The organism is Streptomyces sp. 1-11 (genome assembly GCF_007176755.1).
GTDB lineage: Bacteria > Actinomycetota > Actinomycetes > Streptomycetales > Streptomycetaceae > Streptomyces.
This window is the reverse complement of the sequence record NZ_BJTV01000001.1, coordinates 220,659-240,178: the sequence shown is the minus strand read 5'-3', so window position 1 is coordinate 240,178 and position 19,520 is coordinate 220,659. Positions and strand designations below refer to the sequence as shown.

18 protein-coding genes and 2 tRNA genes are annotated in these 19,520 nt (G+C 72.3%); 12 read left to right on the top strand and 8 right to left on the bottom strand.

Annotated features, from left to right (window positions below; translation table 11 throughout):
* Window positions 1-26: 26 nt before the first annotated feature.
* A complete protein-coding gene (locus TNCT1_RS01075) occupies window positions 27-569 on the bottom strand; it encodes a PPA1309 family protein (protein WP_143627140.1) in 543 nt (180 codons plus the stop codon).
* Between the two features lie 162 nt (window positions 570-731).
* Here TNCT1_RS01075 and TNCT1_RS01070 point away from each other — a divergent pair, with 162 nt between their 5' ends.
* The 4 genes from TNCT1_RS01070 to TNCT1_RS01055 all read left to right on the top strand — a co-directional run bounded on the left by TNCT1_RS01070 (window position 732) and on the right by TNCT1_RS01055 (window position 5,926).
* Window positions 732-3,641 (top strand): UPF0182 family protein, encoded by a 2,910-nt coding sequence (locus TNCT1_RS01070; protein ID WP_235902312.1) that lies wholly within the window; start codon window positions 732-734, stop codon window positions 3,639-3,641.
* A 41-nt stretch (window positions 3,642-3,682) separates the two neighbouring features.
* Window positions 3,683-3,756 (top strand) — tRNA-Met (locus TNCT1_RS01065).
* Window positions 3,757-3,964: 208 nt separating this feature from the next.
* Window positions 3,965-5,785 carry a tetratricopeptide repeat protein gene (locus TNCT1_RS01060; protein ID WP_174266088.1) on the top strand — a complete coding sequence of 607 codons (1,821 nt, stop codon included), beginning with the start codon at window positions 3,965-3,967 and terminating at the stop codon, window positions 5,783-5,785.
* A gap of 67 nt (window positions 5,786-5,852) precedes the next feature.
* Window positions 5,853-5,926, top strand: a tRNA-Met gene (locus TNCT1_RS01055).
* A 131-nt stretch (window positions 5,927-6,057) separates the two neighbouring features.
* On the opposite strand, the gene TNCT1_RS01050 is transcribed toward TNCT1_RS01055, so the two are convergent.
* Window positions 6,058-6,474, bottom strand: coding sequence for a Fur family transcriptional regulator (locus TNCT1_RS01050; protein WP_143627134.1), 417 nt, complete (start codon window positions 6,472-6,474; stop codon window positions 6,058-6,060).
* A gap of 143 nt (window positions 6,475-6,617) precedes the next feature.
* Between TNCT1_RS01050 and TNCT1_RS01045 the strand changes: the two genes are divergently transcribed.
* On the top strand, window positions 6,618-8,072 hold the full coding sequence (locus TNCT1_RS01045; RefSeq protein ID WP_143627132.1) for a catalase: 1,455 nt from the start codon (window positions 6,618-6,620) through the stop codon (window positions 8,070-8,072).
* Between the two features lie 84 nt (window positions 8,073-8,156).
* Here TNCT1_RS01045 and TNCT1_RS01040 read toward each other — a convergent pair whose 3' ends face one another.
* Entirely contained in the window at window positions 8,157-8,552 is a 396-nt protein-coding gene (locus TNCT1_RS01040) for a cyclic nucleotide-binding/CBS domain-containing protein (protein ID WP_143627129.1), read from the bottom strand.
* A 150-nt stretch (window positions 8,553-8,702) separates the two neighbouring features.
* Window positions 8,703-9,503 carry a histidinol-phosphatase gene (gene hisN, locus TNCT1_RS01035; RefSeq protein ID WP_143627127.1) on the bottom strand — a complete coding sequence of 267 codons (801 nt, stop codon included), beginning with the start codon at window positions 9,501-9,503 and terminating at the stop codon, window positions 8,703-8,705.
* A 142-nt stretch (window positions 9,504-9,645) separates the two neighbouring features.
* Between hisN and TNCT1_RS01030 the strand changes: the two genes are divergently transcribed.
* Window positions 9,646-10,251 carry a TetR/AcrR family transcriptional regulator gene (locus TNCT1_RS01030; protein ID WP_143627125.1) on the top strand — a complete coding sequence of 202 codons (606 nt, stop codon included), beginning with the start codon at window positions 9,646-9,648 and terminating at the stop codon, window positions 10,249-10,251.
* Window positions 10,252-10,398: 147 nt separating this feature from the next.
* Here TNCT1_RS01030 and TNCT1_RS01025 read toward each other — a convergent pair whose 3' ends face one another.
* From TNCT1_RS01025 to TNCT1_RS01010, 4 genes are all read right to left on the bottom strand, one after another.
* Window positions 10,399-10,722 carry a multidrug efflux SMR transporter gene (locus TNCT1_RS01025; RefSeq protein WP_143627123.1) on the bottom strand — a complete coding sequence of 108 codons (324 nt, stop codon included), beginning with the start codon at window positions 10,720-10,722 and terminating at the stop codon, window positions 10,399-10,401.
* Between the two features lie 84 nt (window positions 10,723-10,806).
* A complete protein-coding gene (rsgA, locus tag TNCT1_RS01020) occupies window positions 10,807-11,817 on the bottom strand; it encodes a ribosome small subunit-dependent GTPase A (protein ID WP_143627121.1) in 1,011 nt (336 codons plus the stop codon).
* 16 nt (window positions 11,818-11,833) lie between these two features.
* Window positions 11,834-13,180, bottom strand: coding sequence for a 3-phosphoshikimate 1-carboxyvinyltransferase (gene aroA, locus TNCT1_RS01015; protein WP_143627119.1), 1,347 nt, complete (start codon window positions 13,178-13,180; stop codon window positions 11,834-11,836).
* 28 nt (window positions 13,181-13,208) lie between these two features.
* On the bottom strand, window positions 13,209-13,931 hold the full coding sequence (locus TNCT1_RS01010) for a M50 family metallopeptidase (protein ID WP_143627117.1): 723 nt from the start codon (window positions 13,929-13,931) through the stop codon (window positions 13,209-13,211).
* A gap of 50 nt (window positions 13,932-13,981) precedes the next feature.
* Here TNCT1_RS01010 and TNCT1_RS01005 point away from each other — a divergent pair, with 50 nt between their 5' ends.
* From TNCT1_RS01005 to TNCT1_RS00980, 6 genes are all read left to right on the top strand, one after another.
* Window positions 13,982-14,797, top strand: coding sequence for an SOS response-associated peptidase (locus TNCT1_RS01005; RefSeq protein ID WP_143627114.1), 816 nt, complete (start codon window positions 13,982-13,984; stop codon window positions 14,795-14,797).
* 10 nt (window positions 14,798-14,807) lie between these two features.
* Window positions 14,808-15,437 carry an alpha/beta family hydrolase gene (locus TNCT1_RS01000; RefSeq protein ID WP_143627112.1) on the top strand — a complete coding sequence of 210 codons (630 nt, stop codon included), beginning with the start codon at window positions 14,808-14,810 and terminating at the stop codon, window positions 15,435-15,437.
* A gap of 254 nt (window positions 15,438-15,691) precedes the next feature.
* On the top strand, window positions 15,692-16,393 hold the full coding sequence (sigR, locus tag TNCT1_RS00995; protein WP_216856569.1) for an RNA polymerase sigma factor SigR: 702 nt from the start codon (window positions 15,692-15,694) through the stop codon (window positions 16,391-16,393).
* Window positions 16,390-16,710 (top strand): mycothiol system anti-sigma-R factor, encoded by a 321-nt coding sequence (gene rsrA, locus TNCT1_RS00990; RefSeq protein WP_143627108.1) that lies wholly within the window; start codon window positions 16,390-16,392, stop codon window positions 16,708-16,710. Before sigR ends, rsrA begins: the two co-directional genes overlap by 4 nt.
* A gap of 128 nt (window positions 16,711-16,838) precedes the next feature.
* The gene (locus TNCT1_RS00985; RefSeq protein ID WP_143627106.1) at window positions 16,839-18,185 is read left to right on the top strand and encodes an HD-GYP domain-containing protein; all 1,347 of its coding nucleotides are present in this window, start codon (window positions 16,839-16,841) and stop codon (window positions 18,183-18,185) included.
* Window positions 18,182-19,423, top strand: a complete 1,242-nt coding sequence (locus TNCT1_RS00980) for an HD-GYP domain-containing protein (protein ID WP_143627104.1) — start codon at window positions 18,182-18,184, stop codon at window positions 19,421-19,423. The genes TNCT1_RS00985 and TNCT1_RS00980 overlap by 4 nt, the downstream gene beginning before the upstream one ends.
* The last annotated feature ends 97 nt before the right edge of the window (window positions 19,424-19,520 follow it).

Here is a 19,520-nt window from a genome sequence, read left to right as displayed (position 1 = left end):
TCGGTCCTTGAAGGACCGCGGGGAGGTCAGTCCTCGAAGGTCGCCGTCAGGGCCTCGGCCAGGCCCGGCACCAGCTCCGGGCCCGTCAGGACCTCCGTCGGGGAGTCCTTCTCGCGCAGGCGCAGCGCGGACTCGCGGCTGCCGTCGCGCAGTACCGCGACCGTCATGCGGACCTCCTGGCGCTCGGGGTGCTCGGCCACCCACTTCGCCAGCTTGGCCTCGCTCAGGCCCTGCGGCACCTGTGCCTCGGCGGACGGCGGCAGCATCAGGCGCTCCACGGTGAGCGCGCAGCCCACCACCGCGTCCGGCCAGGCGATGGTGCCGAGGAACTCGTCGAGGGGCTTGTCCGTCGGGACCTCTTCCTGCTCGATCGGGGTGAGGCCGGCCGATTCGGACTCGGCGTCCAGGCCGAGCTGTGCGGCGAGCGAGGGTTCCTGTACCCGCAGCCGTGCGGTGTCTACGAGGGCGAAGAGGCGGGCGGGCTGGTCCCAGCCGAGGCCGGAGGCGTACTCGTCGATCTCGAGTACGGCCCGGGTGAGCGGGCTCGCTGCCATGGGAGTGTTGGACATGGTCACAATCCTGCCTCGTTCCCGGGGGGAATCGGGAACCGAGTGAACCGTGAGTAAGTTGCATAGGTGTGGCCCGCGATCACGGGGGGCCTCGGCCGACCCGTGAACGCGGCGGCCTGACGTATCGACAGCGACTTCGAGGTGCGCACCTTGGCTTTCCAGATGCCGGACCGCGGCGGAGGCCCGACGGGGCCACGGATCAGGGCGGGACGTCCGTCCCGGCGGGCCCGGGCCCTGCTCATGACACTGGGCGTCCTCGCCGTCCTCGGCATGGTGTTCACCATGTTCGCGGGCTTCTGGACGGACTGGCTGTGGTACCGGTCGGTGCACTACTCGTCCGTGTTCACCACCACGCTGTGGACCAAGATCGGGCTGTTCTTCGTCTTCGGCCTGCTGATGGCCGTCGCCGTCGGCGTCAACATCTGGCTGGCGCACCGGCTGCGGCCACCGCTGAGCGCCATGTCCATGGAGCAGCAGAGCCTGGACCGCTACCGGATGGGCATCGCGCCGTACAAGACCTGGCTGCTGCTCGCCGTCGCCTGTCTCGTCGGCCTGATCGCCGGCGCCTCCGCGGCCGGCCAGTGGCGCACCTGGCTGATGTGGGTCAACGGCGTGCCCTTCCACCAGAAGGACCCGCAGTTCCACCTCGACGTCTCCTTCTACGCCTTCGACCTGCCCTGGTACCGGTTCCTGCTCGGCTTCGGCTTCGCCGCCGCGATCCTGTGCCTGATCGCCTCCGCGCTCACCCACTACCTGTACGGCGGGCTGCGCGTCACCAGCCCGGGCGCGCGCGCCACCGCCGCCGCGACCGGGCACCTGTCGGTGCTCCTCGGCATCTTCGTGGCGCTGAAGGCGGTCGCCTACTGGCTCGACCGGTACGGACTGGCCGTCAAGTCCAGCGACTTCAAGGCCACCGGCAACTGGACCGGCCTGCGCTACGTCGACGCCAACGCCTACCTGCCGGCCAAGACGATCCTGTTCTGCATCGCCGTCATCTGCGCGCTGCTGTTCTTCGCCACCCTGTGGCGGCGCACCTGGCAACTGCCCGTCATCGGCTTCGGCCTGATGGTCCTGTCCGCGATCCTGATCGGCGGCCTGTACCCGGCCATCGTGCAGAAGTTCCAGGTGCAGCCCAACGAGCAGGCCAAGGAAGCCCCGTACGTCCAGAAGAACCTCAAGGCGACGCGCGAGGCGTACGGCATCGACGACACGAAGGTCACCGAGTACGCCGGCAAGTCCACCACCGAGGACAAGACCAAGCTGCGCGACCAGGTGTCCGACACGGCCAGCATCCGCATCATGGACCCGAACATCGTGTCGCCGACGTTCCAGCAGCTCCAGCAGATCCGCAACTACTACGGGTTCCCGACCAACCTGGACGTCGACCGGTACGCCAAGGACGGCAAGGAGCAGGACACCGTCATCGGCCTGCGCGAGCTGAACCTGGGCGGCATCCCGAAGAACAACTGGATCAACGACCACTTCCGCTACACGCACGGCTACGGCGCGGTCGCCGCCAAGGGCACCGAGGCCGACGCCGAGGGCCGCCCGGTCTTCACCGAGAAGAACCTGCCGTCCGAGGGCTCCCTCGGCACCTACAAGCAGCAGATCTACTACGGCGAGAAGACCACCACGTACTCGATCGTCGGGGGCCCCCAGAAGGAGGTCGACTACTCCGACGACGAGGGCGAGAAGACCACCAGCTACCAGGGCAAGAGCGGCGTCAACCTCGACAACGCGGTGAACCGGGCCGCGTACGCGGTGGCGTTCAACGAGCCGCAGATCCTCTACTCCGGCGCGATCGGCAAGGGCTCGCGGATCCTGTACAACCGCACCCCCAAGGAGCGCGTCGAGGCCGTCGCCCCCTGGCTGACCATCGACGGCGACGCCTACCCGGCGGTCGTGAACCACCGCATCCAGTGGATCGTCGACGCCTACACGACCACGAACGGCTATCCGTACGCCTCCCGTACGACCCTCGGCGACACGACGGCCGACTCGCTGACCGCGACGAACAACTCCCGTGCGGTGGTGGCCCAGCAGAACCAGGTCAACTACATCCGCAACTCGGTGAAGGCGACCGTCGACGCGTACACCGGCGAGGTCAAGCTCTACCAGTGGGACACCGCGGACCCCGTGCTGAAGACCTGGATGAAGGCCTTCCCCGGCACGGTCCAGCCGCGCGCGGACATCTCCGCCGACCTGATGGAGCATCTGCGCTACCCGCAGGACCTGTTCAAGGTCCAGCGCGAGCTGCTCACCCGCTACCACGTGACCGACGCGCAGACCTTCCTCAGCGGCAGCGAGGTGTGGCAGGTCCCCGACGACCCGACCAACGACTCGCGCAGCGCCGTGCCGCCGTACTACCTGAGCATGAGGATGCCGGACCAGAGCGCGCAGGCGTTCTCGCTGACGACGACGTTCACGCCGAACGGGCGGGACAACCTCAGCGCGTTCATGGCCGTCGACTCCGACCCGCGGACCGCCGACTACGGCAAGATCAGACTGCTGAAACTGCCGACCAGCACGACCGTCGACGGACCCAAGCAGGTCCAGAGCCAGTTCAACTCCGAACAGGACATCGCCGAGACCATCAGCCTGCTGAGCAGAGGCCACTCCAAGGTCGAGTACGGCAATCTGCTGACCGTGCCGCTGGACGGGGGCCTGCTGTACGCGGAGCCCGTCTACGTGCGCGGCGGTGAGCTGAAGTACCCGCTGCTGCGCAAGGTGCTGGTCACCTACGAGGGCAGGACCGCCTTCGAGGACACGCTGGACGAGGCCCTCAACAAGGTGTTCGGGGTGGCGGGTTCCACCCCGCCGCCCAAGACCGGGAACAACCCGCCCGACACCGGCAACCCGACGGTCAGGCAGGCGCTCGACGACGCCCAGAAGGCGTTCGACGCCGGCCAGGAGGCCCTGCAGAAGCCGAAGCCGGACTGGTCCGCGTACGCCAAGGCGCAGGACGACCTCGAGGCCGCGCTGAAGCGCGCCGAGGAGGCACAGGCCAAGGCGGACAAGGCGGCGGGCGGCAGCAAGGCCGACGGCGGCGGGTCCGGCGGCGGAAAGAGCTGATCAAGGCCACCCCGCGCCGTGATACGGTTGCTGAGCAACGGCGCGGGGTGGAGCAGCTCGGTAGCTCGCTGGGCTCATAACCCAGAGGTCGCAGGTTCAAATCCTGTCCCCGCTACTGAAGTCGAAGGCCCGGATTCCTCTACAGGGATCCGGGCCTTCGTGATGTGCGAACTCATGTACAGACCGGAATGACGGCCGCGCCGCCGTGGGGAGTTGGGCCGTCTGTGTTTGACTTGTCTCTCTGTGGGCATGTCGACAAAACGCTGAAGTGACCTCACGGGCTGCGGTATACCGGGTGTACCCAGGTTGCAGGTGGTGCGACGATGGACGTTATGGGGGACAAGGCAACTCTGTTCACGACAGGGCGATTTGTGCAGTCTCCGGGTGAGGGACCGGCCCGGGACGAAATGGGTGACATGGGGGACGCCGCCGAGGAGTTGCGCCTCCGGCTCGCCGCGGGGACCGGCGACACCGAGGCGATGAGCGTCCTCGGCGCGATGCTGCTGCGCCGCGGGGACCTCGACGCGGCGGAGCCCCACCTGCGTGCCGCGACCGCGGCCGGCGACCGCGCCGCCGCCAACAACCTGGGCGTCCTGCTGCACCAGCGGGGCTACGCGGAGGAGGCCGCCGGCTGGTGGCGGATCGCGGCCGTCGCCGGTTCGGCCGCCGCCGCGCACGCGCTGGGCCGCCACCACCGCGAACGCGGGGACGAGCCCGCCGCCGAGTACTGGCTGCGCCAGTCCGCCGAGCAGGGTCACGCCCTGGGCGCCTACGCGCTCGCCGACCTGCTGGAGCACCGCGGGGACACCGAGGCCGGGGACTGGATGCGCGCGGCCGCCGAGCGCGGGCACCGCGAGGCCGCCTACCGGCTGGCGCGCGCGCTCGACCGCAGGGCCGCCGAGGAGGAGGCGGCCGGGGCCGACAACGCTGTCGAGGAGACCGAGCAGTGGTACCGCCAGGCCGCGGCGCGCGGCCACCGGCGGGCCGCGCTGCACCTCGGGGCGATCCTGGAGAAGCGCGGGGACCTCAAGGAGGCCGGGCGCTGGTACCTGACCTCCGCCAAGGACGGCGAGGCCCGGGCCGCCTGCGCGCTCGGGTTCCTCCTGCGCGACGCCGGGGACACCGAGAGCGCCGCCGTGTGGTGGCTCAGGGCCGCCCAGGACGGCGACGGGAACGCGGCCAACGCGCTGGGCGCGCTGCACGCCGAGCGCGGCGAGACGCAGACCGCCGAGCGCTGGTACCGGGCCGCGCTGGACGCCGGGGACGACAACGGGGCCTACAACCTCGGGCTGCTCTGCGCCGAGCAGGGCCGGACCGCGCAGGCCGAGCAGTGGTACCGGCGGGCGGCCTACGCCGGGCACCGGGAGGCGGCGAACGCGCTGGCCATCCTGCTGCTCCAGGGCGACGACCCGGCCGGCGCCGAGCCCTGGTTCTCCAAGGCCGCGGAGGCGGGCAGCGTGGACGCCGCGTTCAACCTCGGCATCCTGTACGCCGGACGGAGCACCGAGGAGGACGCCGGGGCCGCGCTGCGCTGGTACGAGCGCGCGGCGGCGGCCGGGCACACCGAGGCCGCCCTGCAGGTCGGCATCGCCCGGCTGCGCGAGGGCGACGAGCAGGGGGCCGAGCGTCACCTGCGCTGCGCGGCCGGCGGCGGCAACCCGGAGGCGGCGTACCGGCTGGCCACCCTGCTGGACGCGCGGCGGCCGCCGGAGCCGGCGCACGAGCTGGGCGAGATCGTGCACGAGAAGACCGAGTGCGAGGAGTGGTACGAGCGGGCGGCCTCCCAGGGGCACCGCCGGGCGCAGGTGCGGGTGGGCATGCTCGCCGCGGCCCGGGGCGACGTGGTGGAGGCTGCGCGGTGGTACCGGGCGGCGGCCGAGGCCGGATCGCGCAACGGGGCTTTCAACCTGGGCCTGCTGCTGGCCAGGGAGGGCAGCGAGCCCGAGGCCGCCGTGTGGTGGACGCGGGCCGCCGACGCCGGGCACGGTCGGGCGGCGCTCCGGCTGGCCCTGGTCTACGCGCGTCGCGGCGAGCTGGCCGAGGGGCAGAGGTGGGCCGACCGCGCGGTTGAGCTGGGGCCGGCGGAAGTGGCCCAGCGGGCGGGCCGGCTCAGGGACGCCCTGCGGGAGGAGCTCTCGGCGTGAGCCGGGCCACTGCCCGGTAATGGATTTGCCTCCGCGGGCTTCCCTCCCGTAGTGTCGTGTTCACCGACGCGGGGTGGAGCAGCTCGGTAGCTCGCTGGGCTCATAACCCAGAGGTCGCAGGTTCAAATCCTGTCCCCGCTACTGAAGGCCGAGGGCCGGAATCCAGAAATGGATTCCGGCCCTCGGTCGTTCCCGCCTCCTTGAGCGAAGACGCGGAAAAGGGGAGGGGCCGCGGCCCCTCCCCTCGTACTTCCCGTGTCACATGTCCTGGGTCACGCGCCCGAGCAGTTCGGGCACAGCCCCCGGTAGGTCACCTCGACGTCCGACACCGTGAAGCCGAAGCGCTCGGTGTCGGGGAGGTCGGCGAGCGGGTTGCCCGTGGGGTGCACGTCCCGGATCGCGCCGCACCGGGCGCACACCAGGTGGTGGTGCGGCCGGTGCGCGTTCGGGTCGTACCGCTTGGCGCGCTTGTCCGTGCTGACCTCGATCACCTCGCCCAGCGTCACCAGCTCGCCCAGCGTGTTGTAGACGGTCGCCCGGGAGATCTCCGGCAGCTTCGTGACGGCCCGCGCATGGACCTCGTCGGCCGTCATGTGGACGTGCTCGCCGTCGAGAACCTCGGCCACCACGCGCCGCTGTGCGGTCATCCGCCATCCGCGTCCGCGCAGCCGTTCCAGTAGGTCGCTCATGCAAGCAGCGTAACAGCCAGAGGACCAGATTCCGAACAGGTGTGACTTTGGATCGACATTTGACTTGGACAATGTCCAATGTAGGATCGGTGCTGGCTTTGACCAAGGGACAGGACTGGTCGGTAATGACGCAGGAGGCGTACGTGACGCAGGGACCGCTCACCACGGAGGCCGGTGCTCCGGTGGCCGACAACCAGAACAGCGAGACCGCAGGCGTCGGTGGCCCGGTGCTCGTGCAGGACCAGCTCCTCCTGGAGAAGCTGGCCCACTTCAACCGCGAGCGCATCCCGGAGCGCGTGGTGCACGCCCGGGGTGCCGGGGCGTACGGCACCTTCACGGTGACCGCCGACGTCACCCCGTACACGCGCGCCGCCTTCCTCTCCGAGGCGGGCAAGGAGACCGAGGTCTTCCTGCGCTTCTCGACCGTGGCCGGCAACCTGGGCGCGGCGGACGCGGTCCGCGACCCGCGCGGCTTCGCGCTGAAGTTCTACACCGAGGAGGGCAACTACGACCTCGTCGGCAACAACACCCCGGTGTTCTTCATCCGGGACGCGATCAAGTTCCCGGACTTCATCCACACCCAGAAGCGCGACCCGTACACCGGTTCCACGGAGGCGGACAACGTCTGGGACTTCTGGGGCCTGAGCCCGGAGAGCACCCACCAGGTCACCTGGCTGTTCGGCGACCGGGGTATCCCGGCCTCGTACCGGCACATGGACGGCTTCGGCTCGCACACCTACCAGTGGAGCAACGAGGCCGGCGAGGTCTTCTGGGTCAAGTACCACTTCAAGACCGACCAGGGGATCAAGAACCTCACCGCCGCGCAGGCCGAGGTCCTGGCGGGCAAGGACCCCGACTCCCACCAGCGCGACCTGCGCGAGGCCATCGAGCGCGGCGAGTTCCCGAGCTGGACGGTGGGCGTGCAGATCATGCCCGCGGCGGACGCGGCGACGTACCGCTTCAACCCGTTCGACCTGACCAAGGTATGGCCGCACGCGGACTACCCGGTCATGGAGATCGGCCGGCTGGAGCTGAACCGCAACCCGCGCAACGTCTTCGCCGAGGTCGAGCAGTCGATCTTCTCGCCCGCGCACTTCGTGCCCGGCATCGGGCCCTCGCCCGACAAGATGCTCCAGGGCCGCCTGTTCGCCTACGGCGACGCGCACCGCTACCGCGTCGGCATCAACGCCGACCACCTGCCGGTGAACCGGCCGCACGCCGCCGAGGCGCGCACCAACTCCCGGGACGGCCACCTCTACGACGGCCGGCACGGCGGCGCGAAGAACTACGAGCCGAACAGCTTCGGCGGTCCGCGGCAGACCGGCCGGGCGCTGTGGCAGCCGTTCGACGGCTTCACCGCCGGCACCGGCGCCCACCCGACGCCGCGGCACGCCGAGGACGACGACTTCGTGCAGGCGGGCGACCTCTACCGGCTGATGTCGGAGGAGGAGAAGGAGCGCCTCATAGCCAACCTGGCCGGGGCCATCGCCCAGGTCTCGCGCGAGGACATCGTCGAGCGCGCGATCGGCAACTTCCGCACCGCCGACGCCGACTTCGGCAAGCGGCTGGAGGCCGCGGTGCGGGCGCTGCGCGGCTGAGCGGCGCCGGAGCCGGTCCGCCGGCTCCGGCCACCGCGGGTGAGCGGGCCGGATCCCCAGGGGGTCCGGCCTGCTCCCGCGCGTTCACAGCGCCGGTGCGGGCTCCCGGGCCGGGACCCAGCAGCGGATGATGTCGCGGACCGAGACGATGCCGACCGGCTCGCCGTGCTCCAGCACCACCAGGTGCCGGAAGCCGCCGCGGGTCATGGCGCGGGCCGCCTCCTGGAGCGTCCAGGCCGGAGCGGCGAAGACGACGTCGGTGGTGGTGTGGGCGTGGGTGCGTTCGGTGTCCGGGTCCTGGCCGAGCCCGACGGAGTTGAGGATGTCGCGTTCGGTGAGGATGCCGACGCCGCCGGCGTCCGGGTCGTGGACCACGGCGGCGCCGACGCGGCGGGCGGACATCAGGGCGGCTGCCTGACGCAGGGTGTGGGCGGGGCCGACGGTGAGGATCACCGTGCTCATGGCGTCTCGGACGAGCATGGGATGAGGCCACCTCCTGGGAACCCCTGACATCGTGCAGGGGTTCACAAGTTCACAAGTGGGGGTCGACCTCAGAGTGCCCGGTAAAAGTCGGGTCAACAAGAGGGCGCGCGCGCCCGGTTGAGGGCGTGCGCGGATCCTGTCGGGTTCTCAGGGGCGCGGGCCGAGGTGGTCCAGCAGCGTGTCGTGCAGCAGGCCGTTGGAGGCGGCCGCGTTGCCGCTGTGCGGGCCCGGACGGCCGTCGAGCCCGGTGAAGGTGCCGCCGGCCTCGGTGACGATGATCGCGTTCGCCGCCATGTCCCACAGCGACAGCTCCGGTTCGGCGCACATGTCGACGGAGCCCTCCGCGACCATCATGTACGGCCAGAAGTCGCCGTACGCGCGCGTGCGCCACACGGCGCGGGTCAGGTCCAGGAAGCCGTCCAGGCGCCCCTGCTCCTCCCAGCCGGAGAGCGAGGAGTACGCGAAGGACGCGTCCGCCGGTTCGCCGACCCGGGAGACGTGGATGCGGGACGCGGAGGTCAGACTGCGGCCGGTGAAGGCGCCGTGGTCCTTGGCGGCCCACCAGCGGCGGCCCAGGGCGGGCGCGGAGACGAGGCCGACGACCGGCTGGAAGCCGCCCTCGCCCGCCTCCATCAGCGAGATGAGGGTGGCCCAGACCGGGACGCCGCGGACGTAGTTCTTGGTGCCGTCGATCGGGTCGACCACCCAGCGGCGGGGACCCGTGCCCTCGACGCCGTACTCCTCGCCGAGGACGGCGTCCCGTGGCCGGGCGCGCTTGAGGTGGCCGCGGATCAGTTCTTCCGCCGCCTTGTCCGCCTCGGACACCGGGGTCATGTCCGGCTTCGTCTCCACCTTTAGGTCGAGCGCCTTGAAACGGTCCATGGTGGCGGCGTCGGCCGCGTCCGCGAGTACGTGGGCGAGGCGGAGGTCGTCGAGGTAGTCCGGCATGTCATGAACCGTATCCGCCACGGACGCCGCGGGGCCACAAGGGGCCGGGCCCGGCGGGCCGGAACCTGGGCCGCGCACCCTTGACAGTCCATGCGGGCGCGTCAAATCTGGGCGCAGAATTGTCCGCCCCAGGGAGGCGACGATGCCTGCTGCCCGGGAATCCCTACTGGACGCCGCCGCCACCGCGCTCGCGCGCCGGCCGTGGTCAGCGGTGCGGATGGTCGACGTGGCCGCGGCGGCCGGGGTGTCCCGGCAGACGCTGTACAACGAGTTCGGGAGCAAGGACGGGCTGGCCAGGGCGCTGGTGCGGCGGGAGGCGGACGGCTACCTCGCCGGGGTGGAACGGGCCCTCGCCGCGCACACCGACGCGCGCGACCGGCTCACCGCCACCGCCGAGTGGATGGCGGCGGCGGCCCGGGACAGCGCGCTGGTCCGGGCCATGCTCACCGGATGCTGGAGCGAGCGGCTGCCGGCGCCGGCGCTCGCCGCGGTGCCGTCCTCCTCCCTCGTGCCGGCGCAGCGCCGCGCGGACGGAGCGCTGCCCTCGCCGGGCGACTTCGTGCGGCTGGTACGGGACCGGGCGGTGACCGTGCTGGCCGGGCCCGCGGCGGCCACCGCGGACACCGCCGACCTGACCCGCTCCTGCGAACTGGCCGTGCGTCTCGCCCTGTCGTGCGTCGCGGCGCCACCGGCGGATGACGGCGTGGCGGAACTGGTGCGCGGCGTCCTGGTCCGGCACCTGGTGTGAGCGGTGGACGCCGGCCGGGCGGACAGGGCCCGGCAACGGCCCGCCCCACGAAGCCACAGGCCCTTCACGAGCCGCCGGGCCACTCACGAACCGTCGGGCCCTTCGCCGGCCGTCGGCCCCTTCACGAGCCCCAGGGCTCCTGGCCGGCTAGTGCGCCGAGCCCGAGAGCTGAAGGCCGATCACTCCCATGATGACCAGCGTGATCGAGACGATCTTCAGGGTCGACACCAGATCACCGAGGAAGACCATGCCGTAGATCGCGGTGCCCGTCGCGCCGATCCCGGTCCACACGGCGTAGGCGGGGCCGACGTCGAGCTTCCGCAGCGACAGCGTCAGCAGACCGAAGCTGCCCAGGGCGAAGGACGCGAAGGCGATCGTCGGCCACAGCCGGGTGAACCCGTGCGAGAGCTTGAGGCACACGGCGAAACCGGTCTCCAGAATCCCCGCCACTATGACCAGCAGCCACGCCATGTGCGGTCCTCCCGTAGGTCCGGATCTCCGGCTCGGTGCGATTATGCACTTACCGAAGGCGGACCCCGGCAAACCCCGCGACGATCAGTCGCCCTCCTTGCGTTCCCGCGTGGCCAGCAGCCGGCGCAGCGAGTACAGCCGCGCCGGGTCGGCGTGGCCCTCCTCGACGTACGCGTCCAGGGCGCAGTCCGGCTCGTCGTGACTGCACGCGCGCGGGCAGCCCTCGGTGCCCGGCTCCAGGTCCGGGAAGGCGTGGATCACCCGGGAGGGATCGATGTGCGCCAGACCGAAGGAGCGCACCCCCGGGGTGTCGATGACCCAGTCGGCCGCCCCGGACAGCGGCAGCGCGAGCGCCGAGGTGGTGGTGTGGCGTCCGCGGCCCGTCACCGCGTTGACATGGCCGGTGGTGCGCCGCAGGTCCGCCGGGACCAGCGCGTTGACCAGGGTCGTCTTGCCCACGCCCGAGTGGCCGACGAACGCGGTGATCCGGCCGTCCAGGTACTCGCGCACCCGGCCGGCGGCGTCGCCGTCCTCCAGTTCCTCACGGCTGGTGACCACGTAGGGGATGTCCAGCGCGCCGTACAGCTCCAGCAGCTTGTCCGGCGGGGCCAGGTCGGACTTCGTCATCACCAGCAGCGGCTCCAGGCCGCCGTCGTAGGCCGCGACCAGGCAGCGGTCGATCAGGCGCGGGCGCGGCTCGGGGTCGGCGAGGGCGGTGACGATCGCCAGCTGGTCGGCGTTGGCGACGACCACCCGCTCGTAGGGGTCGTCGTCGTCCGCGGTGCGGCGCAGCACCGAGGTGCGCGGCTCGATGCGCACGATCCGCGCGAGCGTGTCCTTGCGGCCGGACAGATCGCCGACCAGGGCCACCCGGTCGCCCACCACGGCCGCCTTGCGGCCCAGCTCCCGGGCCTTCATCGCCATCACGGTGCGGTCCTCGACCAGGCAGGTCAGCCGGCCCCGGTCGACGGTGAGGACCATCCCCTCGGCCGCGTCCTCGTGCTTGGGCCGGATGTTGGTACGCGGCCGGTTGCCCTTGCGGTTGGGACGGGTGCGGATGTCGTCCTCGTCGGTGTGCTTGCCGTAGCGGCGCATGATCCCAGTCCGCCCGTCAGTTCCCCAGCATCCCGGTCCACAACTCGGGGAAGTCGGGCAGGGTCTTCGCCGTCGTCGCCACGTCCTCGATCCGCACGCCCTCGACCAGCAGGCCGATGACCGCGCCGGCGGTGGCCATGCGGTGGTCCTCGTAGGTGTGGAACACCCCGCCGCGCAGCGGGCGCGGGCGGATGTGCAGGCCGTCGGCCGTCTCGGTGACGTCGCCGCCCAGCGCGTTGATCTCCTTGGTCAGCGCGGCCAGCCGGTCCGTCTCGTGCAGCCGCAGGTGGGCCACGCCCCGCAGGGTGGACGGGGAGTCGGCGAGCGCGGCGACCGCGGCGATGCCCGGGGTCAGCTCGCCGACGTCGCTCAGGTCGACGTCGATGCCGTGCACGGCGCCCGAGCCGGTGAACACCAGCCCGAACTCGGTCAGTTCGCAGGAGCCGCCCATCTCGGTGAAGATCTCGCGCAGCCGGTCACCCGGCTGGGTGGTCCGCTCCGGCCAGTCCGGGATCAGCACCTTGCCGCCGGTGACCAGGGCCGCCGCCAGGAACGGCTGGGCGTTGGACAGGTCGGGCTCGATCGTCAGGTCGCGGCCGAGCAGGGCGCCCGGCGTCACCCGCCACACGTTCGGCTCGCCGCCCGACTCCGGGGTGTCCACCTGGGCGCCGACCGCGCGCAGCATGTCCACGGTCATCCGGATGTGCGGCAGCGACGGCAGGGAGGCGCCGGTGTGCCGGACCTCGACGCCCTGGTTGAAGCGCGGGCCGGACAGCAGCAGCGCGGAGACGAACTGGGAGGACGAGGAGGCGTCGATCGACACCGGGCCGCCGTCCAGCGCACCGGCGCCGTGCACGGTCAGCGGCAGCGCGCCCCGGCCGTCGTCGTCGATGCGCGCGCCGAGCTCCCGCAGCGCGTCGATCACGCCGTGCAGGGGACGCTCGTACGACCGCGGGTCCCCGTCGAACCGGATCGGGCCGTCGGCCAGCGCGGCCACCGGCGGCAGGAAGCGCATCACCGTGCCGGCGTTGCCCACGTCGACCGTGGCCGGGCCGTGCAGCCCGGTGGGCAGCACCCGCCAGGCCTCGCCGGAGCCGTCCGCACCGCCCGGGCCCGAGACGGAGGAGCTGGACGAGACGGTCTCCTCGATCTCCACGCCCATGGCCCGCAGGGCGCCTGCCATCAGCAGGGTGTCGCGGGAACGCAGCGGGCGGCGCAGCCAGCCGGGCTCGGAGGCGAGGGCGGCCAGCACGAGGGCTCGGTTGGTCACCGACTTGGACCCGGGCACGTGGACCGTCGCGTCGACGGCTCCGCTCGCGTGCGGGGCGGGCCAGAGGGCGGGGTGGGCGGTGTTCGGGGCCATGGGGCCACTGTATAAGGAGGGCCCGGTATCAACCCTCCAGCAGCCAGCGGCCCCCGCCGATCAGGGAGCACAGGGACACCGCGTGGAAGAGGAACAGCCACAGGCCCGCCGGGACGTGCGTCAGGCGGGAGAGCTGGTCGGCGTCGGAGTCGCCCGAACCGCCCCGCATCCGCTTGGCCTGCAGCTCGAACGGCGGCCGTACCCCGCCGAGCAGCAGGAACCACACCACCGCGTACGCGAACCCGGCCTGCACCTGCGGCTGCGCCAGCCACGACACCAGCAGGAAGGCGGCGCCGGCCAGCACCACGGTCAGTACCCCGTAAGCGTTGCGGATCATCACCAGCATGACGACCAGCAGCGCGGTCGCCGCCCACAGCAGCAGGGTGATGCGGCCGGCCGCCAGCAGCGCGGCGCCGCCCAGGCCCAGCAGCGAGGGCGCCGTGTACCCCGCCGCCGCGGTGAGGATCATGCCGAGGCCGTACGGCTTGCCCCGGCTGACGGTGAGGCCGCTGGTGTCCGAGTGCAGGCGGATACCGGTGAGCTGCCGGCCGGTGAGCAGCGCCACCAGGCCGTGGCCGCCCTCGTGCGCGATGGTGATGGCGTTGCGGGCTATGCGCCACAGCGTGTGCGGCACCACGACGGCGAGCGCGGCGACCCCGGTGGCCAGCACCACCCACAGGCCGGGGTCGGGCTGGGTGCCGGTGAGCCGGTCCCAGAGGCCGGGCAGCGCGAGGGCGGCGAGGCTGTCCATATGTCCGAGTGGCTCCCTGTCGTCTTGCGGAGTCTGGCAGTGTGGCACGTATGTGCGGACGGTTTGCATCCAGTCGTGGGCCCGAGGATCTCGCGGACATCTTCGAGATCGAGAAGTGGGAGCCGGAGGAGAGCCTGGAGCCGGACTACAACGTGGCTCCCACCAAGGAGGTCTACGCCGTACTGGACCGTCCGTTGAAAGACGCCGCTGACCCGCGTCCGGTTCGGCAGCTCCGCAGGCTGAAGTGGGGCCTGGTGCCCTCCTGGTCCAGGACGCCCGAGGGCGGCGCGCGGATGATCAACGCGCGCGCGGAGACTGTGCACGAGAAGCCCGCCTACCGCCGCGCCTTCGCCGCCCGGCGCTGCGTCCTGCCCGCCGACGGCTACTACGAGTGGGTCACCGGCGTCCAGGAGCGCGAGCTGGAGGTCGAGGGGAAGAAGAAGCGGCCGCGCAAGCAGCCCTACTTCGTGCTGCCCGCCGACGGCTCGGTGTTCGCGATGGCCGGCCTGTACGAGTTCTGGCGGGACCGCACCCTGCCCGACGACCACCCGGGCGCCTGGTGGGTCACCTGCTCGGTGATCACCACGGAGGCGGAGCGGACCCCGCTGGCCGTCGCCCCCGCCGACGGGCCGCACTCCCTGGCGGACATCCACCCCCGCATGCCGCTCATGCTCACCCCGGACCGCTGGGACGCCTGGCTCGACCCCGCCCGCACCGACCCCGAGGACCTGCGCGCGCTGCTCGCCCCGCCCCCGCCCGGCCTGATGCGCGCCTACCCGGTCTCCACCGCCGTCAGCAACGTCCGCAACGGCGGCCCGGAGCTGCTGAAGGAGCTGGCGGCCCCGGAAGTCGGCACACTCTTCTGACGTGACCACCATGACCACACAGACCGTCCCGACCGACGCCGGGGACGCCCGGATCACCTGGCACCGGGCGGGCGCGGCCCGGCTCGTCCTCGCGGTGAGCCACGGCGCGGGCGGCGGCGTCGAGGCCCGCGACCTCCAGGCGCTCGCCCGGGCGCTCCCCGGGCACGGGGTGACCGTGGCCCTCGTCGAGCAGCCCTGGCGGGTGGCCGGCAAGAAGCTCGCGCCCGCGCCGAAGACCCTGGACACCGGCTGGCGCGGCCTGTGGCCCGCGCTGGCGGCGCCGGGACTGCCCGTCGTCTCCGGCGGCCGCAGCGCGGGCGCCCGGGTCGCCTGCCGCACCGCCGCCGAACTGGGCGCGCACGCCGTGCTCGCGCTGAGCTTCCCGCTGCACCCGCCGGGCAGGCCGGAGAAGTCCCGCGCCGCCGAACTGCTCGGCGCCGGGGCGCCCACGCTCGTCGTGCAGGGCGGCAACGATCCCTTCGGCAGGCCGGCGGAGTTCCCCGAAGGACCCCACCGGATGATCGAGGTGCCCTGCGCGGACCACGGGTTCGCCGTCCCCAAGCGTGCGGAGATCACCCAGGAGCGGGCCCTGGAGATCATCACCGACGGCGTCGCGGAGTGGGTCGTGTCACTCGGGTGACCCGGGAATGCCCGGCGGCCGGGCGCTGTTGAGGCGGACAGAAGTGCTGAGGGATCAGCTCCGACGCCGAAGGAGAGGAAGTCCGCCGCATGGGTTCGACGTACTGCCCGAGCCGCAGCAGCCGCGCTGACCTGGACTGGACAGTGCTGCACGCGGCCAGGACCGCTCCTATTCGAGCGGCGGCGGGCACGGGTCGTGTTCTATCCTCCGAAACAGGTGGGACCGCTTTTGGTCCCGTCCGGGAACTTGAGGAGGTGGGTCCGGTCACCGGTACCGACGCAGGGACCGACAACGGCCAGGCGGAGCAGCCCGAGGGCCGGGGCACGAACGCGGACACGGAGACCGGCTCCGAGTCGACCGCGGAGCGCAGCGCGCGCTTCGAGCGGGACGCGCTCGAGTTCCTCGACCAGATGTACTCGGCCGCCCTGCGCATGACGCGCAACCCGGCCGACGCCGAGGACCTGGTGCAGGAGACCTACGCCAAGGCGTACGGGTCCTTCCACCAGTTCCGTGAGGGCACCAACCTCAAGGCGTGGCTGTACCGGATCCTGACCAACACCTTCATCAACTCGTACCGCAAGAAGCAGCGCGAACCCCAGCGCAGCGCGGCCGAGGAGATCGAGGACTGGCAGCTCGCCCGCGCCGAGTCGCACATGTCGACGGGTCTGCGCTCCGCCGAGTCGCAGGCGCTCGACCACCTGCCCGACTCGGACGTGAAGGAGGCGCTGCAGGCGATCCCCGAGGAGTTCCGCATCGCCGTCTACCTCGCGGACGTAGAGGGCTTTGCGTACAAGGAGATCGCGGACATCATGGGGACACCCATCGGTACGGTGATGTCCCGGCTGCACCGGGGCCGCCGTCAACTGCGCGGCATGCTGGAGGACTACGCCCGCGAGCGCGGACTGGTCCCGGCGGGCGCCGGAGAGTCGAACGAAGCGAAAGGCTCGGGCTCATGAGCTGCGGAGAGCCGCACGAGACTGACTGCAGTGAGGTCCTCGACCACCTGTACGAGTTCCTCGACAGCGAGATGCCGGACGTCGATCGCGACAAGTTCCAGCACCACTTCGAGGAATGCTCGCCGTGCCTGGAGAAGTACGGCCTCGAGCAGGCCGTGAAGAAGCTGGTCAAGCGGTGCTGCGGCCATGACGACGTGCCCGCCGACCTGCGCGCCAAGGTCATGGGGCGGATCGATCTGATCCGCTCCGGGCAGACCGTCCCCGAGCACGACGTCACCAAGGCTCAGGCCCGCCCGGTGACACCGCAGGAGTCCTGACCCGCGCCCTCCGCCCGGCAAGGCCCGTATCACCCGAACGTGCTAATCCTCGGGTCATGGGCCCCCGGACCCCCCGAAACCCACCCTAGGCTCCGAGCCTGCACCGGCACGGTCGGGGGGAGGGCGCGATGGAGGCGGCGGTTCCGGCGAGAGCGCGAGGCTATGTGGCCTGTGTCGCCCTGCTCGCCGTGCTGTGTGTGCTGCCCCTGCACACCACCCGCGCGCCCTGGTGGACGCTGATCCCGCTGGCCGCGCTGTACGCGGCCTGCGAGCACGTCGTGCGGCGCCGCTTCGGCGGAACGTTCTACCCGGTGCTGCTCGCCGGCGCCTTCCTGCTGCCGCCCGCCGCCGCCGCGCTGGTCCCGCTGCCGGCCGCCCTGCTCGTCCACGTCGAACACCGGCCGGTGCTGCCGCGGCGCGTCTGGCGGGCCGCGCAGCCGGCGCTCGCCGTGTGGGCCGCGGCCCAGGTGCACGGGGCGCTCGGCGGCCGGCACGCCGTCGCGGCCCCCGCCTTCCCGTACGCCCTGGTGCCCGCGGGGGCGGCCGTGCTCGCCTTCTGCCTGGTGCTCACCGCGCTCGACGGCGGCCTCCTCGCGACGGGAGTGGGGGCGCCGCCCACGCCCTTCCGGCTGCGGGGGAGCACACCGCTGCGCCGGGCCTGGAGCGGGCTGCTGTCCCGTTCGCCGGCGCCGGTCGCGGTGCACGGGCTCGCCGGGCTGATGATGGCCGTGCTCTGGCGCAGCCGGTACGGCCCCGGCGCCGCGCTGCTCGTACTGCTGCCGATGTGCGTCTCCTGCTGGGTCTTCGCCCAGTACCACCGGGAGCGGGCCGCCCACCAGGCCACCATCCGCGCCCTGGTGCAGGCCGTCGACATCAAGGACGGCTACACCCGCGGCCACAGCGAGCGGGTCGGCCAGGCCTCGGTGCTCATCGCCCGCGAACTCGGCCTGGACGACGAACGCGTCGAGGTGCTGCGGTTCGCCGGCATCCTGCACGACGTCGGCAAGCTCGGCGTCCCCACCCGCCTGCTGCGCAAGGACGGCCCGCTGACCCCCGAGGAGCGGCGGATCATCGAACTGCACCCGGAGTACGGGCACGAGATGGTCCGCGGGATCTCCTTCCTCGGCGAGGCCCGCGCGGCGATCCTGCACCACCACGAACGGCTCGACGGCAGCGGCTACCCGTACGGGCTGGCGGGCGCTCAGATCCCCGAGTGCGCCCGCGTGGTGGCCGTCGCCGACGCCTTCGACGCGATGACCTCCACCCGGTCCTACAGCAGGGCCCGTCCGGTGGCGGCGGCGGTCACGGAGCTGGAGCGCTGCGCGGGCACCCACTTCGACCCGCGCATGGTCACGGCGCTCGTCCGGGCGCTGCGCCGGCACGGCTGGCACCCGGCCGTCACCGCCGACGACGCCCCGCACCCGGTCCCGGCGCAGCAGCCGGCCGCCGGCCGCCGCAGCGGTGCGCACCGGTGACCGCCCTCCGGCTCATCCACGCCTGCGCCGCCCTCACCGCCGCCGTCTGTCTCGCCCGCACCCTGTGGACCGGCATCGACGAGCCGGGCGTCGCGCTCGCCTTCGGCGTGCTCATAGCCGTCGGCGAGCTGACCCGGTGGTCCGGCACCCGGTCGCGCCAGGCCGCGCCGCTGGGCACCGCCGGATCGCTGTCGTACGCCCTGCTGGGGCCCGACGCCGGCCATCCGACCGGGCACAGCGCCGCGCAGGTCGTCACCGTCGTCCTCGCCGCCTCGCTGCTCGGCGGGGTCCCGCACATCTGGTGCGGCCGCACCCCCACCCTCGACCACCTCGCCCGCCGCGTCCTCACCACCGGCTTCGCCGCCGTCTGCTTCCAACCCGTCTTCGACCGGGGCGCGTTCCGCGGCTGGGACGGGCCCGCCTACGCCCTGCTGCTGATCGCGCTGCTCCTCCTCACCGCACTCTGCGACGCCGTCCTCGCCGCAGCCCTCGCCCGCTCCCGCACCGGCTGGCGCTTCGGCCCGCTGCTCCGCGACGAACTGCGCGGGCTGCTCGGCATCGGCTCCGCCGTGTGCGCGACCGGCGTGGTCATGGCGCTCGCGGTCGCCGTCGCCGGGCTGTGGGCGCTGCCCGTGTTCTGTCTGCCGCTGCTGCTCACCCAGCTCTCGGTCCGGCGCTACGCCGCCGTGCGGGCCACCTACCGGCAGACCATCGCCTCGCTCGCCCGGGCCACCGAGGTGGCCGGCTGCACCCCCGCCGGGCACGCCCGCCGGGTCGCCGCGCTCAGCCGGGCCGTCGGCCACGACCTCGGCCTGTCCCGGCCCGAGCTGACCGTGCTCGAGTACGCGGCGCTGATGCACGACATCGGCCAGCTCAGCCTCGTCGACCCGGTACCGGCCGGAGCCACCGCCACCCTGCCCCGCGAGGAGCAGCGGCGCATCGCGCTGCTCGGCGGCGCCGTGGTGCGCCAGACCGGGGTGGACGCGGCGGTCGCCACGGTCGTGGAGCGGCAGGCCGACCCCTACGCCGAGCAGCCGCTCGCCGCGCGGATCGTCCGGACCGTGAACGCCTTCGAGGAGAAGTCCCGCGACGCCGGACCCGAGGGGCCGCTCCTGGCCCTGGAGGAGCTGCGCCTGGCCGGCGCGGGGGATTACGCTCCGGAGGTTGTCGAATCGCTTGCCCGGGTACTCTCCCAGGCACTGTCCGACCCCGCACGGCATGGGGTGACCCATGGGTAATGAGCGCCTTTGAGGCCGTACGTGGTTGGATGCGATGGAGAGGGTGTCCGGGGGCACAAGCCAGCCCACTGAGCGGAACTGGAACTGGCAGGCGGGA